The 14824-nt window shown below is 63.9% G+C and carries 15 protein-coding genes; 3 read left to right on the forward strand and 12 right to left on the reverse strand.

Annotated features, from left to right (window positions below; all coding sequences use genetic code 11):
* The first annotated feature begins 3 nt into the window (after positions 1–3).
* Positions 4–963, forward strand: a complete 960-nt coding sequence (locus SPHPHY_RS19380; protein ID WP_022685600.1) for a cupin domain-containing protein — start codon at positions 4–6, stop codon at positions 961–963.
* Between the two features lie 475 nt (positions 964–1438).
* Here SPHPHY_RS19380 and SPHPHY_RS0104980 read toward each other — a convergent pair whose 3' ends face one another.
* Complete coding sequence (locus tag SPHPHY_RS0104980) at positions 1439–2146, reverse strand: tyrosine-type recombinase/integrase (RefSeq protein WP_156025017.1); 708 nt, start codon at positions 2144–2146, stop codon at positions 1439–1441.
* Positions 2147–2369: 223 nt separating this feature from the next.
* Here SPHPHY_RS0104980 and SPHPHY_RS21840 point away from each other — a divergent pair, with 223 nt between their 5' ends.
* Positions 2370–2525, forward strand: a complete 156-nt coding sequence (locus tag SPHPHY_RS21840; protein ID WP_022685602.1) for a hypothetical protein — start codon at positions 2370–2372, stop codon at positions 2523–2525.
* 497 nt (positions 2526–3022) lie between these two features.
* Here the strand turns inward: SPHPHY_RS21840 and SPHPHY_RS0104995 are convergent, their stop codons facing one another.
* The 11 genes from SPHPHY_RS0104995 to SPHPHY_RS20875 all read right to left on the reverse strand — a co-directional run bounded on the left by SPHPHY_RS0104995 (position 3023) and on the right by SPHPHY_RS20875 (position 13425).
* The gene (locus tag SPHPHY_RS0104995; protein ID WP_022685604.1) at positions 3023–5191 is read right to left on the reverse strand and encodes a hypothetical protein; all 2169 of its coding nucleotides are present in this window, start codon (positions 5189–5191) and stop codon (positions 3023–3025) included.
* The gene (locus SPHPHY_RS0105000; protein WP_022685605.1) at positions 5188–5928 is read right to left on the reverse strand and encodes a hypothetical protein; all 741 of its coding nucleotides are present in this window, start codon (positions 5926–5928) and stop codon (positions 5188–5190) included. Before SPHPHY_RS0105000 ends, SPHPHY_RS0104995 begins: the two co-directional genes overlap by 4 nt.
* Entirely contained in the window at positions 5928–6854 is a 927-nt protein-coding gene (locus tag SPHPHY_RS0105005; RefSeq protein ID WP_156025018.1) for a hypothetical protein, read from the reverse strand. Before SPHPHY_RS0105005 ends, SPHPHY_RS0105000 begins: the two co-directional genes overlap by 1 nt.
* Positions 6851–7849 (reverse strand): hypothetical protein, encoded by a 999-nt coding sequence (locus tag SPHPHY_RS0105010; RefSeq protein ID WP_022685607.1) that lies wholly within the window; start codon positions 7847–7849, stop codon positions 6851–6853. Before SPHPHY_RS0105010 ends, SPHPHY_RS0105005 begins: the two co-directional genes overlap by 4 nt.
* Before the next feature lie 10 nt (positions 7850–7859).
* Positions 7860–8432 (reverse strand): hypothetical protein, encoded by a 573-nt coding sequence (locus SPHPHY_RS0105015; RefSeq protein WP_022685608.1) that lies wholly within the window; start codon positions 8430–8432, stop codon positions 7860–7862.
* Complete coding sequence (locus SPHPHY_RS0105020; protein WP_022685609.1) at positions 8429–8902, reverse strand: hypothetical protein; 474 nt, start codon at positions 8900–8902, stop codon at positions 8429–8431. The genes SPHPHY_RS0105015 and SPHPHY_RS0105020 overlap by 4 nt, the downstream gene beginning before the upstream one ends.
* Positions 8889–9239 carry a hypothetical protein gene (locus SPHPHY_RS0105025; RefSeq protein ID WP_156025019.1) on the reverse strand — a complete coding sequence of 117 codons (351 nt, stop codon included), beginning with the start codon at positions 9237–9239 and terminating at the stop codon, positions 8889–8891. Before SPHPHY_RS0105025 ends, SPHPHY_RS0105020 begins: the two co-directional genes overlap by 14 nt.
* A gap of 1611 nt (positions 9240–10850) precedes the next feature.
* Positions 10851–11063, reverse strand: a complete 213-nt coding sequence (locus SPHPHY_RS0105035) for a hypothetical protein (RefSeq protein WP_022685612.1) — start codon at positions 11061–11063, stop codon at positions 10851–10853.
* A gap of 81 nt (positions 11064–11144) precedes the next feature.
* On the reverse strand, positions 11145–11324 hold the full coding sequence (locus tag SPHPHY_RS0105040; RefSeq protein ID WP_022685613.1) for a hypothetical protein: 180 nt from the start codon (positions 11322–11324) through the stop codon (positions 11145–11147).
* A gap of 283 nt (positions 11325–11607) precedes the next feature.
* The gene (locus SPHPHY_RS0105045) at positions 11608–11982 is read right to left on the reverse strand and encodes a response regulator (RefSeq protein WP_231370357.1); all 375 of its coding nucleotides are present in this window, start codon (positions 11980–11982) and stop codon (positions 11608–11610) included.
* A 1065-nt stretch (positions 11983–13047) separates the two neighbouring features.
* Positions 13048–13425: a DUF6771 family protein gene (locus tag SPHPHY_RS20875; RefSeq protein ID WP_156025020.1), complete on the reverse strand. Its 378-nt coding sequence runs from the start codon at positions 13423–13425 to the stop codon at positions 13048–13050.
* A gap of 458 nt (positions 13426–13883) precedes the next feature.
* On the opposite strand from SPHPHY_RS20875, the gene SPHPHY_RS0105060 reads away from it, so the two are divergent.
* Entirely contained in the window at positions 13884–14474 is a 591-nt protein-coding gene (locus SPHPHY_RS0105060; RefSeq protein ID WP_022685617.1) for a recombinase family protein, read from the forward strand.
* The last annotated feature ends 350 nt before the right edge of the window (positions 14475–14824 follow it).

The raw sequence follows: 14824 nt of genomic DNA on the forward strand, positions 1-14824 counted from the left end.
TCGATGACGAACGGCTGGCGCGCGCGCGCGCGCATCGCCGCGCTGGCGCTCACCGCGCTGACGCTGACCGCGCAGGCCCCGCGTCCCGCGCCGCCCCCCCCGGTCGAGATGTGGGTGCCGAAGCGAACGCCCTACGCCGCCTATGACGCGCCCAATCGCTCATGGTGGAAGCTGGCGGACGTGCTCGCGCTGCACAAGGGCGCCGCCGACTGGTCGCAGCCGATCGTCCGCAGCCGCGATCTCGTCGCGGACTGGCACCAGCAGGCGGCCGGCAAGCGTACGACAGAGGTCGCCTATGCCGACAATCGTACCGTCATTATCGTCTGGCGCGGCGAGGTGCGCGTCGCCATTGCCGGCCACCCGCCGTTCGTCGCGGGCAAGGGGTTCGAGATCGACGTGCCGTTGCGCGTGCCGTTCACGCTGGAGACGGTCGGCGACGCGCCCGCCTTGTGGTTCGAGATTCACGCCGCCAGCGACTTGCCGCTCTACCCGGTCGCCAGCACTGGCGAGCGGCCGCGGGACGTTGCCGGCTTTCGCTACGACCGGCGGCTGGTGTCCGGCGGGTCGGGCGTCCCGGATGCCACCAACCCGCTCTACCTCGATTATTACAAGGACGTGGTGCAGGGCGGTGCGCGCGCCACCGCCTTCGTCGCTGCGCAACATCTGTTCGTGAACAACATCCGCGGACGCGCGACGCCGACCCCGCCCGCGTCGAACCTCGGCCATTTCCACGTCGGTTATGACGAGTTCTGGTTCGTGATGGAGGGCAATGTCGACCTTCAGGTCGAAGGCGAGCCGCTCATCAAGGCCGCCCAGCCCGGCGACGTGCTGACCGCCAAGCAGGGGCGCTGGCATCGTGCGAGCTTCGGCGGCCCGGAGGGGCAGATGGGAACGCGCGTCGCGATCAATCCGTACCCGCTCGGATTGCACGGCTACAGCGTCACGTCGGGCGGTCGGCAATAGGTTGGGGGGCCAGGCGACCGAGAAGGGTCGAGGTCGGGGCGGGTCCCCGGCATCGACCACGCGACTGGCTAGTCGGCGATGCAGAGTAAGTGCTTCGGAGCCTGCGGCCGGCGGGTTTGCCGCTCCGTGCCGTCAACCGGCGCATGCTGCCTACGAACCATATGAATCGCGGGGCGGGGGGGGGGGGCGGGTCGCGCCGGGCCGACGGCGGCGATGGATGCTTCCTTGCGGACCCGATCAGGGGCGTTGCCTTGTCCGTGTCTTGCCGCCTTGTACCGGATCCTGACAAGGACGCGACGCTGCACGACGTCTTTGGCCTGTTCGGCCGTGGCCAGGAAGGGAATGGTGCCCAAGGGCGGGAAGGGCACGAGGCCCCAGAAGTCCGCAGAAATTCGTTGTTTCCATTACTCTCGAGCGCGGGAGATTGTACCAACTATCGTACCGGATCGGAGCTCGGAAGCAAGCGGCTGCTGGGCTACGAACGGCCCTCATACGGGAGGACGTGGCGAGCCTCGAAGAACCTAACGTGCCTCAGCTTCGCCCGCCGACATGCTCGCTCCCAGAGCAACCGGATGTTTGCCACCGGCATGGAGAAGACTCTCGGGCTCGTCTTGGCCAACGAACGCATCGCCTCCACGGCCGCGTCGCTCAGCGGGGCGCTCCGGACGATCGGTCCCGTACTGCGCTGCCGGATATGTATGACCGAACGGTCCAACTCGACGTCTCGCCATTGAGCGGACGTCAGGGCACCGCGAGGAAGGCCGGTTTCGGCCGCCACCGTCACCAAGGCCTTCATGATAGGCGCCTTCTCCAAAGCCGCTTGAAGGGCCGCCAACTCCCCCCGTGTCAGCTTGCGGTCCTTCTCGGCCAGCTCGACGTCCAAGGCCGGGTTTGCTGGGAGACTGAGTCCGTAGGTCCGGCGTACCGCTTCGTAGGAAAGGCGGACGATCCGAAGGTCGTTCTGCACTGTCGCGACGCAAACCTGATCTAGTCGCCTATCGCTCCACTTCTGAAGGTCCGACGTCGAGAGCTTTGCGACCCGGATGCGTCCTAATGGCGAGGCTTTGATGAGGGCCGCGCCTCGTCGCCGCCACTCGGGGGCATCGCTCTCACAGAGATAGTGATCGATAGCCGCCGCTCCGGTAAGTCTCTTCAGCTCCGACGTAGAAGGTTCGTTGCGCATGATGGTCCCCTTTCGAGGGCTACGTGCGCAGAACCGACAACACGTGCAAGTGCAACAAGAGTCCTGAAAATGGACGTTAAAGTATCCTCCACAGATCGATAAGTTCGCCAAGTGTGGAGCATCAACGAATTTGCTTGCGGTAACCTTTGGTTAACTCTAGGCATCTAGCGTCGGTTCCGCGCATGACAGCGTAAACGACTTCTACTTGGGACGGGGCAACGGAATGAAGATCGACGAGGGGACGATGGGCCTGGTGGACGGAGAGGCGACCATCATGGGGGACGGAGTGGCTGTCGTTGTGCAGCGAGACGATAAGGGCTGCGTCCACAACGTCGTATTGCAACGGGCAGATCTTGAAGCACTTTTAGCGGCGCTCTGACGCCACAAGACCTAATCGGGCCGTCGAGGGACCAGGCGGCCCGCATAGACCCTGAAGACCACGGCGAGCTGCAACTAGGCCGGGGCTATGGGAAAGACGGGCGGACGGACCCCGCATCGTCGACAGAGAGGGCTCCGGGCTGCAACCGGGGCCCTTTTCGCGTGACTGCCTAGAGAGCTGAGCATCGATCCGCCCGTCTCGCGCGTTCGTGTCGAGATTGGAAACTCACATGTACGAAGACCCGAAGTTCTGCCGCGAGCGGGCCAGCCGAGAGCGCCTCGCCGCCGCCGACACCAGTCTCATGCAGGCAAAGGGACGTCACCTTCATGCGGCCGTGTCGTGGGATCGGATGGCGGAACGAGGAGAGGCCCACTTGCGGTCGAAGGCGCGTCGGCTGTTGGTCGAGGCGCAAGTCGCTGAAGCGGGAGTGGCTGCGGCATAGACGAGAAAAAAGCCCCTCGGGCCGCAAAGGGCTCAAGGGGCAGGGGGCATGGCGATCAGTAGTCTCGTTCGTCCTCGTAAGGCTCGTGTTGGCCTGACGGGAACTCACCGGGCTCTTCGCCCTTCACGTTCATAGCGGCACCCTTCGTCCCGAAGACGCCCATGCGGTGCAGCCGGTCCGCAAAGTCCCGATCGCGCTGGGCGACCTCCGAAACGTCGTTGACGAACGCACGCAGCCGCTCAGGGTTTTCCTCTGTCACGAAGCGGGCCACCTGGTCCTTCATGGACTGACGGCGCCCTCGGGTAACGCCTGTCTGCACGAGGTTGGCCGCACGTGCCACCATGGCCGAGGGGGTGACAGGCGGGATCGGAAGGGCTCCAAGCGTCTGGTCCATGTCGGCGTCGAACTGCTGACGATCAGCGGTGCGAGAGTTGCCGTAGGCTTCTCGCCAGAGGATGTTGCTCTGATGCTCAGCCTCAAGGCGATCTTGAAGCCCAGAGACCGCGTCTGGTCGATCCGGCATCATCTGCTGGATAGCCGTTTGCTTCTGGTCTGGGCCCAGCATCCGCCGCACGTTACCGGCCACGTCGCCAGTCGGGTGCGCCGAGCCAAACTCGCTTGCCCGGTCGCCCAAAGCCGTTCGGGCGCCGATCGCCCATGCTTCGCGAGCATTGTCTTGCGGCATCTGGCGGGCTTGAGCGGCGATGTCAGGACCAGTGAGTTTGTCGACAACCTGTCCGTTCTGGAAGGCGTCGCGCATCCCCATCTCGTCGGCGTACATCTCGGTCACGTCGCGATAGGCGCCGTTCTGGTTTGCAAGCTCGTCACGGAGGTCGCCGGCTCGGGCGTTGATGTGGACCGAGTCCGTGGTGTTGGTCGGTCGGCCGCCGGGGAACGATGCGGGGCGCATACGGTCCTGGGCGTTGTCGCGCATGGCACGGATGACCTGGTCGAAACCCTCGGTCGAAAGAGACTGATAGGCCTCTGGATCGAGCATCCCGTCGTTCCGCATCACGAAGCCGATGGCCTCGGGGTTGCGTTGGGCGTTGCGGATGTTGCGGACCGCATGGGGCACGGCGGCCTGGAAGGCCGGCGTTTGCATGATGCCGCTAATCTCAGGCGTGAGGACCATCGGCTGCGCGTAGGCCTCAGCGTACATCGGGCCTGCCTCTCGGCGGGCTCGTTCGCCGTAGCCTTGATACTGTCCAACTGGATCAGGCGAGAGGTCCCCCATCGTGTCAGCGATATGCTGGCGGATGCGAGTTGCCTCCTGGGCCTTACGGGCATCGAGCCGCTCTCGGACCATCGTCTGACCTGGTCCCATGCCGCGCGACGCCCAGCCCGTGGTGGCCCTCATGGGCTCGCTGACGTCGCCCAGCATTGCAGGGACGCCAAGGGCACGGCGGCGCTCCACCTCGGCCAGAAGGGTCTCAGGGGTTGCGGAGGCGCCCTGTTGTCCGAAGCCAGCGGCGACATGGCCTTCGTTCATGCGGGTGTCCATGAACCGGGCTGCTAAGCGCCGCTGAGCGTCCTCCGGGGTGCGCAGCGGATGCCGCATAACCGCGCGAGGCACGTTGGCGAGGCGCCGCACTGCCCCATCCACGCCTGGAAGGGCTTGGCGGGCAATTCGACCCACACGGACCGCGCCGGCCGCCACCGGGGACATAGCGCCCCCAAGGACGCCACCCGCTGCCATGCCCTTCGCTGCGTTGGTCGCCCGGTCTCCCAGGCTGTCACCTTCGCCGGCACCGGCTACGGCACCGTACCCAGCGCCCACAGCGGCCCCGTGGAGCACCTTAGTTGCCATCCCGGCCCCAGAGGCCACGCGGCCCGCTGGAAGCGCCAGAGAGGCCCCAGCGCCCGTCAGAGTGGACCCCCACGCGAGGTAGGGGTGCTCCTTGTCGTACTGGGCCTGATTGCGACGAAATTCCCGGCGGCCCTTGTTCCAGGCCTCGCCGATCGGCTGGCCCCTTACGGCCGCCTTCGCGGCATCGGGTATCGCGGCAATCTCATCGCCGAAGTTCGGGACGAAGTTGTCGATGGCGTCGCCGAGGAAGTCGCCGGCCGTCTGCCAACCGGATCGCGGTTTGCGTCCTGCTTCCTCTGCGGATGAACCTTGGCGCTGCTGCCATATCTTTCGAGCGGTGGCGGCGGCGGCCTTCGGGTCGCTGGTTTGGATGTCGACTTCGCTGCCGTCCGGGAGCCTGATGGTCGTCGTGCTCATCGGACCGGGTTCCCGTTGACGTCATAGACCGCACGGCCCGGAGCGGCGCGTCTGGTCACCGACTGGGGCGGGGTACGAAGGGCCGGCTTCTTGACCCCTTGTCGGTAATCCATGGCCTCGTTGACCGTCTTCTCTTGCCGCGTCGCTACCTGCTCATACGAGAGACCGTGAGGACCTGGGGCCGAGATGCTACCGAAGCGATTGATCCACTGCGCCTTCAGGCTAGCCCGGTGTTCCTCTATGGCGCCCTGACGAGCGGCGTCGTCGAGGATGCGGAGGTTTTCCTTGCGACCCTTGTAGTCACTGACGCCGGACATGCGCATGAGGGCGGTGTCTTTGTCGGACGACGAGCCCTTCATCTGCTGTGAGCCGGCAAGGGCAACTTGAGCGCTGACGGTTTTCAGCCGATCACGAGCATCCATGGTCTTGTTCGACACGAACGCCCGGAGGGGCGTGCCGAGGAACCCCCCGACCTTGTCGAGAAAGTCGCCGTCCTGCTCGGGCGTGATTGCATCGAGGTAGCCGGCCTTAGATGGGCTGGTTCCCATATCCTCTACGGCCTGACGAGTGGCCGCGTAATCCCGCCGTGCCCTACGTTCGGTTTCCGCCTTGGCCGTGGAGTCCCGGAGCATCATCATATCCTGCTGCGTCGTCTTGGCGCGAGCTGGTACGGTAGCGGCCTTGGCCGATGCGGCGGTCGCGAATGGAAGCGCGGACCACCAGTTGTCGTCTGCCATTATGGCTTGATCCTTATAGAGCCGTCTGGGGCTACGATTTTGGCGCCGCTCGGAAGGGCGTCGAACTCCGCTCGCGACTTAGGTGCGTTGATGCCTTTGCGGGCGCTTGGGGGAGCCTGACGGAGGCGCTGGGCGCCCTGAGCTACCCTCGCGGCCCCCTGAGCCACACGGGCATCGCCCTGCGAAACTCGCTGGCTGCCCTGTGTTTCGGTCACGCGCTTATGGCGCATGTCCTCTTCGAGCTTGGCGTCGTCGCGCTTCTGGTTGAGCGCCTGGTTGACGTCGAGGCCCATCATGCCCCCGAGAGTGCCGTAGGTCTCATCCCACTCCGTCGGCATCCCGGTCGTGTCCAAGCCGTACGCCGTGGCGTTCGCGAAGAGGGATCGGTAAGCGGCGGGCCGATCACGTGGCGGGAGCTGGGCGACAGAGGCCAAGGCCCGAGCGCGCATGTCCTGTGTGGTCTTGAAGTCCGGCCGGTTCTTGGCGGCGGAGTCGCGCTCGGCGGCCTGTCGGAACACAGGAACCTCGCGAACCGTCCGCTCGCCCGTGCGGCGATCGGTCCGTATCTCGAAGCGGTCGCCAGGGCCCCCATAGGTGATGTCGGGGCGCTGCTCCTCGCGGAGCTGCTTGGTTCGCCCTGCGATTGTTTGGGCCGCTGCGCCTAGACCGTCGCCGAAGTTCTGGCCCGCGAAGAAGCCTGCACCGATGCCAGCCAGGGTCTCGGAAATGTGTTCCTTGTCCCAGATCGTCGACTTCTTTCGCGGTGGCGGCGTGGGGAGTGACTGGGCAAGCGGTGCGGCCGGCGTTGTCGGGAGGAGCGCTGGAGCACTGAAGGTCGACGACATGGCGGCGGGTGGTGCCATGCGGGGTGGTTGGTACTGGAAGCCCGACAAGGGTGATCCAGAAGGGATGGTGGGGTCGATCAAGATTTGCTGCCTTTCGGGGCGCTGAGGCCCGTGTAGATGGACGCTCCCGTCGCCGCGAGGCCGGCGAGCTGGCCTAGGATCGACTGGGACTGCGTGCTCTTGGAGGTGCCTGAGCTGGTGCCCGACTGTCCCCACTGGTTGCCGGCGACGAGCTTGGCGTAGCGGTCCAGAAGGTCCGTCGCGCGAGTGTCCTCGCCCTGCCACTTGGAGAAGTCGGCGGTGAGCTGGCCCTGTCGATCGGCCTGGTCGGCCTGGTTCGCGCCGCTGATGGCGTCGTAGGCGCCGTAGGCCGCCGCATCGGACTTGCCGAGCGCATCGACCCCGAAGGACGCAAGGTTCCCGTAGGAGCTGGCGGCCTGGCCCATGGCGGACAGGTTCATGGACCGATCGCCCTGAGCGAGCGATAGGCCCCGGTCGTAGGCGTCGCCTCGGATTTGGGCCGAGATGTCGCCGATACGATCCGCCGCGCCTCGCTGCGCGACGCCGGAAGCAACGCCAGCTCGCGAGGAGTTGATGTTGCCGGACGCGGAGGCCGCCCGGTCGATGCCGGGGAGGACGTTCTCGGACAGGTTGCGGGTCACGTCGCGAGCGTTCGCGTCGATCATCCCGGAGATTGCCGGATTGTTCGCGTAGGCCGTCGCAGCGGCGATGTTCGCCTCGGTCGGGTCCTGTCCTGCCATCGTCGCGAACTGGTCGAGCGTCGAGCCCGCCTTCGCGCCGTAGCCGGCCATCTGGGACCCAAGGTTCCCCAAGGTCGTGGCGGTGTTGAGGCCCTGCCCGGACGCATAGGCCTTCAGCTTCGCGAGGGCGTCCTTGGCCTCCGAGCTCATCCCGGCGTAGGTGTTGCCCTGGTAGTAAGGGCTGTCCTTCGAGGAGGCGTAGATGCCCTTCGCGGCGCCGAAAGCGTCGTTTAGGTAGGGCGCTTGGAAGCTACTGGGGCCCGTGTCGAACTTCTCGTTCGTTTTGGTCGAAGTGGAGCCGGAGAAAAGGCCCATCTGAGTATTCCTATTTACGCTTGGCGCGGCGATCGGCGGCGACCTGTGCATGCTCATCCGCAATCATGGCCTTGCGATCGGCTTCGATCCGTTCCGGCGTGGGAACGAATGGCTTGGCGTGATCGTCGTCGTCCAACTCAGGAAGGCCAACGGTTTCAGGGTTCCGCTTCCGGCCGGGATTGGCGCGGGCAAGATCATCCCACGCTTCGTAGGCCATCCACGAGGCCTTCGGTCGAACTGGCAGCGTACCATCTGCACACATCGTCAGTGCAGGACGCCCGAAGCCGAGCCGGTCGACCTGTTTGCGGACCCAACCGTCTACCATTTGGTTCGCGGGCCTTCGCAAAAGCGTTGCGATCGTCAAGGCGCCGAGGGTCGACACAATGGTCAGCCGCTCGGATATACCGTCCGTACGGAAGATGTGGAGCCGGAGATGCTGGCGGTCGAAGCACGAGAGGTGCCGCTTGTTGGTGAGGGCTCTCTGGGAGGCGTAAAGGTCCTTGGCGACCCACCAGACCTCGCCGTCTATGATGACGACGCGGATTGGCTTCTTGCCGAAGAGTAGAGTTTGTTCTGTGGTCATGTTTGTTCACGGTGAGAGGATGCGGCCCGCTCGGCCCAAAGGCGCTTTTCGTCCGCCACGGGGCCGCCATTGGTCGTAAGTCGCCCCACCGCCGCAACGTCGGCGAAGAGCGATCCGGGCGCGTCGGGAGGTGCGGTTCGGAGCCTCTTGTCCTGCTGAAGCAGCCAGCCGCGCAGCTTCCGGTTAGGCCAGCACGTCATGCGTTCTTCGGCGAGCGCACGGGCCGCAAGGGCCGAGATGACATGCGAGAGGTCGTCATCAGCGTCGAAGGGGAAACGGTGGGCGCCGACGTGAGCCGGAGTGAAGATCGCGCAGGCTACCGGATCGAACCGGGCGATTATGAAGTGCTGAATGTGAGCCGTGGAAAACCAAGGCTTCCCGTCAAGAACGGCGATCGGGACTGGCTGGCCGTCGAGAGTGGCCGTTGGGTAGCTGACGGTTGCGAAGTCGACTTCTTCAATCTCGATCATGACGTCGAACGAGATGTGCAGCTTCGCGGTTCAGGAAGGAGCGGACGAGCGGGCTGTTCGGCTTCTTGTAGCGCTTCGTGAGCGCGTAGGCGCCGGGGACTGAGATGACGAGGGATCGTTGCGGGCCCTTCACGGACTGGACGTTCCGGAAGGCTTTGTCGGTGTCAGGCGTCTTCGCCAGCCATCGTCCGGGATTGCGGGCAACGTCGAGGTTCATGATCGAGAGGAAGTCCCGCGCGACAAGCCATGCGGACCCATCTTCGTCGAGGAGGTAACGGACACTGAAGCCTTGAAATGGTAAGAGGCCAGCGCCGGGCGGCGTGGGCGTGTGTGTCATAAATGCCTTGATGTCGTTGAGGTGTGCGGCGTCGGTTCGGACGCGCGGCGGCAGATGCCGGCAAAATCGACCACGTAACCGGACGGGGTCGTCCTAAAGTCAGCACTAATGGCGAACATCGCCAATCGTGGAGGACTTCCTCAAGTCAGTACTAATGCGGGAGTGGCTGTTCTCCGCCACTTCTGCCGCATCCAATAGGGTGGCTCCCCGGATGGTTGAGGCGTCGCGTGGGTGAGAGCTTGACGGGGTCGTGCATCGAGCGGCGCTAATACCTCTCGGTACTCATCGGCACGCAGTGGAGGGGCGAGGCTTCAGTGATGTCGCCGAGGGGCTCCGCAACGAGCTCCAGACCGTCATGTCCGCATGCGATTGATCTCGGTCAACATACTGAAAAGACTCGCGAATCATCTTGTCGATCCTGATTTTGCTCTGCATCCTTTGCTCGTCGAAAGACGAACGGGGGAAATAGATGAGACTGAAGACGATCGCGGTCGCGGCGTTGTGCCTGCTTACCGCCACAAACGCCTTTGCGCAGGGCTCGCATAGAGTGCGTGGTTACACTCGCCAGGATGGAACCTATGTAGCGCCTCACGTGCGGACAAATCCGAACAGCACTCGTACAGACAATTGGTCGACACGCGGGAATGTAAATCCCTACACGGGGCGGGAGGGCACGAAGAGTGCCTATGAACCTTATAGTTCCGCCCGCACGCGGCCAAATAAGACGCCGGACACAACCTACCAGAGCCCTTACTGATGCTGCGGGTTCACGGATCGACGCTTCTGGCGATTGCTGCGCTTCTAAGTACCGGAGCCGCGGAAGCTAGAGGAAGACTAAGCGACGCGCAGGTCAAGCAGCGCATCATACGACAATCAGTCGGTGACTACCCTGGCAACTGTGCCTGCCCCTACAACTCGGCCAGTAATGGTTCGAGTTGCGGGAGGAGAAGCGCATGGAGCCGGGGAGGTGGCTACTCGCCCATGTGCTACGTTGGCGATATCTCGAAGCGCGACGTGAGCGCGTGGAGAGCTGCGCACTGATGTCACGAGGCTGCCAACGCGGCCTAATTTCGACAACGCCAGTCGATCGTCGAGGTCCATCAGGGCCTAGTCGATCGCGGCCGTCGCGAACGATGCTTCCATCGTTATCTCCTGACGAGCACGAGCCTAGGAGCATCTGATGGTCCCATGCGGGTCCCTCCGTCACAAAACGGGGCCGGGGGTTCCTAGCGGCAGGAATATAGGTCCGGGATGGAACCTAAAGGGGCTGGATGGGACCCGCATCAGTTGATCCCTCGCCTTACCCTTCATCAATCACATAACCGCTGTCCTACATGTTCCTGATGTGTTCTCAGGGCTCGCCATGTCCCCGAAGCACCAGCGTGTCCTCACCGATCTATGCCTTCAGGTCCTCCACGAGGCCGTGGGACTGCCAGGGCATACTGAGGGACAGATGGCTGCGGTCAGGCTGGCGTTGCGCTGCCTCATGCCCTCGTGTCCCGACACGTCTCTGCTGACCCGCTACTGGACCGCACTGACGGCTGAGGTGGACATTGGCAGGGATCACGGGCTCTCGTCGGCCTTGGAGGCCCTTACGATCGCCGTAGGTCCTCAGCGGCCTTGAGGCGTGTCGTCGGTCGCCATGGAAGCGCCGCTCAATGCGTGGACCAACTCATAGACGAGGTTCAAGGTCTCGGCGCACGTCAGGGTGTGCGAGCCGGCGCCGAGCGGTCCTTGGATGTCGAGCAGCACCTTGCCCGCCTCGTGGGTTACAGCGAAGCGCGTCCGCTCTTCCTCGGGCGTCTGCTCAATATCGCTGTCCATCCTTCCGGTAGGCCTCCGATTACGTTGCAAGATCATGGGCTTCAAGCTCGCACAGCGGGAGCCCCAACGCATTCGCCGATCCTACCGCGACCTCACGATCTTGGGATCGAACCGGAGGGGCTTGCCGACCTCTACGACCGCTTCGAGGAGCTTCTGGACCAAGTCGAGGGCCTCGCCCGTCTCCAGGGTCAAGCAGCACGCCTCGGGACGCTTCAGGTCCACAAGGATCACGCCGCCGCTCGCCGTAACTTCGGCCTCCATTGTGACCTCCTTCGATCGTGGGAAAACTAAACGGCTCGTCCAGGCCCGTTGATCCGCTGGCTTATCCTCGCTCAGTCTTTTTAGAGGTGTCGCGATGTACCGCACGCGTCTCGACGGGGGCGCAAGCCAGCGTGAGGTTTAACGGTTGCAGCTGCCTGCGGGCACGGAAAGGACCCGCCGAGGCTGCCGGAGGGGAAGACGACAGCGTCCGCGGAAAGGTAGAGGCCCAGAGGGGCTGTCCGTTGCTACCGGGGCGTCACTCAGGCCCGACCAATTGAGACGACTACACAGCTCGTGTCAGTGGCTCAGGCTTCTTCCCGTCCGGCAGGGTCTCGCGAAGATGATCGAGCACCATCTGGGCGCTGAATGGCTTGCTGAGGAACGTCGCGTTCTCCGGCATGTCGCCCGCCGTCGGTTTGACCTGGCCACTGGCTATCACGATCTCAATCCACGGATAAACCTCGGCGACATGACGAGCCAAGGCGAAACCGTCGGTGTCTCCAGGCATCTCGACGTCCGAGAACAACAACGTGATGTTCTCAGCGTGGCTCGGGAGCATCGCCTTGGCCGCCTCCCCGTGATCCGCCTCGTAGCATCTGAAGCCGGCGTTGGTCAGAATGTCCCCAAGGTTCATGAGGATGATCGCGTTGTCATCCACGATCAGGGCGTAAGGGACTGTAGATGCTGCCATAAATGCGGAAACTTCCAACTTCCCGCAACGATCCAACTGACATAGGCATCAGTAACGACCTGCAATCGCAACCTCGATCGAGATTGGCGGCAAGGCGCTCATCGGCGACCCCCAGGAGTCCTTTGGGTCCCTCGGTCCACGAACGGCGCCGGGCGACAGAGTAAGGCTGGTACGGTGTCTATCTGGACCGGCTAGGGCTCATGGGACCCGGATGGGACCCGTGAACATTGGTCCATAATTCCAAGTCGGCATGCTCTTGGCGAGGCGGGCGGGCTGAGAGGTCTAGTCGTCCTTCGCAGGGCGTTGGGTGCTGGAAGAGCTGAGCGGGGCGGGATGACACTGGTGTCGGGGAGGTGTCGTATCCATCCGCGTCGGCAACAGTCTGTCCGCGAAGGCCCGCCCTGAGCGTCGGCGGTATCTCTCGGCGCTGCTGTCGATCGCCAGCACTGCGGCGAACGAGGTGAGCAGCTTCGTGGCGCTTTCGCCACAGCAACAACGGGAAAGATGCTTAACGAATTTCCTTCGATCAGGACCGCCTGTTACCTCATGTTTGCATGAAGGTCACCTACTGTCGGCACAGCCCCAAGGCGTTCATCTGCGAGAGAGAGGAGCAAGTCATGCCTGAAGTTGGCGCGTTTATTCATCTTCAGGGCGGTCGGTACTTAATACACCACGCTGAGCGGGTATCGCGCGAAGCGCTAGTCTATGTTCAACCAGCGTTTTAGCGCTGACTGAGAGACGGGCCTGGATAGAGGCGGAGTCCGAGCGGCAGCAGTGGTGCCGCAGCGAACCCGTCGATCACGAATTGGACCCGGCCGATCGCCGCTGGGACCACGCCGCGCCCCGGAGGGGACCCGTGAGCATTGGTCCATTTCCTCAATCACCTCCGGCACTTATCCATCGCCGAGGTAGACGAGGCCAGGCCGTCCCTCGTGGTGGCGTGTGGTGCTGGTAGGGCTGAGCGTGGCGCGGGGACATTGGCATTGGCCGGGTGTTGTGCCGTCCGCGCTGGCGACATTTAGGCCCGCTCGATCAAGCTTCGAGCGGCAAGGCCATTTGGTTCGTGGTCGTCTCCGCACCATCAGTTGCGTCCAGTCCCTCCCAGACCCAACGGCCTAGCGTCTCGGCCGCTGCGTCCCTCATGCTCTCGGTCGGTGCTGTGAGGCCCACGCGCGCCCAGCCAGGCGCTTCGGTGATGAGCTGGGCGATGAGGTGTGGCGTGATGGTCTCTGGCATGGTTCGACTCCGTCCTTGCAGGTAGAGTAGAACAAACCAGGAACATCGCGCAAGCGAGAAGGTGGGCTTTAAGTCCTCATCGCCCTCCAGGTCCGCAGCGCCCTCCGGGGTTAAGGCTAGGCGCTCCAAGGCCCGCGTGGCCCCGACACGCTGCTTCCCGTCCTTGCCGGTCATCAGGTTCGTGTGGCCCTGCATGCCCGCTCGGCCACTTGCGGGCGTGGCGATGGCGACGAGCGTCTCTCGGCCCTCGGGGGCGATCCTACGATGGGACGGGCGAGCCAATCAAAGCCTCGACCTAAACCTTTGGCCTGCCATGGGCGCCTACAAGAGGTGGAACACGTCCCGCGCGATGACATGGACGACGCCGATCACGACAATAGACCATGCGATCACCTTCTCCGCAGGGTGCGGTGGTGGTTCATCCTTCGGCGAGCGCGATGTCATGCCTGGACCGCTATCTTCCTCCGCGTTGATGTTGCGTTAAGCGCAGGCACGTTCCCCGGGGTTGGCGCAGCTGTACCGAATTCGACCGTTTGCGGGCCACCTCGCCGATATGTACCGAAAAGTAGCTTGACGGACCTTCCGGTACACCCCATATTCCGGGACAGGATTTCGGAACAGGTGGGGCAATCGTGGCTCGAGCATTCTCTTATTGCCGCGTCAGCACGGCGGATCAGACAACGGACAACCAGGTGCGTGAGATTGAGGCGGCCGGCTTCGCGGTCGATGCCAAGCGGATCGTGACCGAGACAGTCTCTGGGTCGACACCGGCAATGGAGCGCAAGGGCTTCGCCAAGCTGGTCGACCGACTGGAGGCAGGCGACGTGCTAGTCGTCACGAAGCTGGATCGCCTAGGCCGCAACGCCATGGACGTCCGTGCGACAGTGGACACGCTCGCCGCCGGAGGTGTTCGAGTGCATTGCTTGGCCCTTGGTGGCGTGGACCTGACAAGCGCGGCAGGGAAGATGACCATGGCCGTTATCAGCGCCGTGGCGGAGTTCGAGCGCGACCTGCTGATTGAACGCACTCAGTCGGGATTGAGCCGCGCGAAGGCTGAGGGGAAGACCCTCGGGCGCCCCTCCGCGCTCACAGCGGCGCAGCAACAAGACGTACTTAGGAGCCGGTCGCAGGGTGTGTCCCTCGGAGCGTTGGCGAAGCGCTACGGGGTTGCCCGCTCCTCCATTCAACGGGTGGAGCAGCGCCATTCCTCAGCTGACAAATAATCGGGTGCACGTACCCGCGAAAGGTAAGGATTTCTGCCACGTTAAGGTCCGATACGGTCTAATTGTTGATGGTGTGGAACGCTGTAGTGGGGTGTGAGGGATGCCGATCGCGAGGGACAAGGAGGGACTTAGCGACGATAAGCGTGGACCCCGCCCGTTGGCGGATGCAAACGCATTGATGGTCTTGTCCTCGGACCCGCCATCTCCCAGTCGAGGCTCTGTGAAGGCGTCCCTATCCACCGCGATCGAGCCCAGCGAAGTGGCGACGAACGGAAGGGACAGGTTCGGCTATTCCAAAGCGGATCGGCGTGGTGCGAGCAATGACGCGAGGGTCATGGGCTTGCGGGGCC

The organism is Sphingomonas phyllosphaerae 5.2, assembly GCF_000419605.1.
GTDB lineage: Bacteria > Pseudomonadota > Alphaproteobacteria > Sphingomonadales > Sphingomonadaceae > Sphingomonas > Sphingomonas phyllosphaerae_B.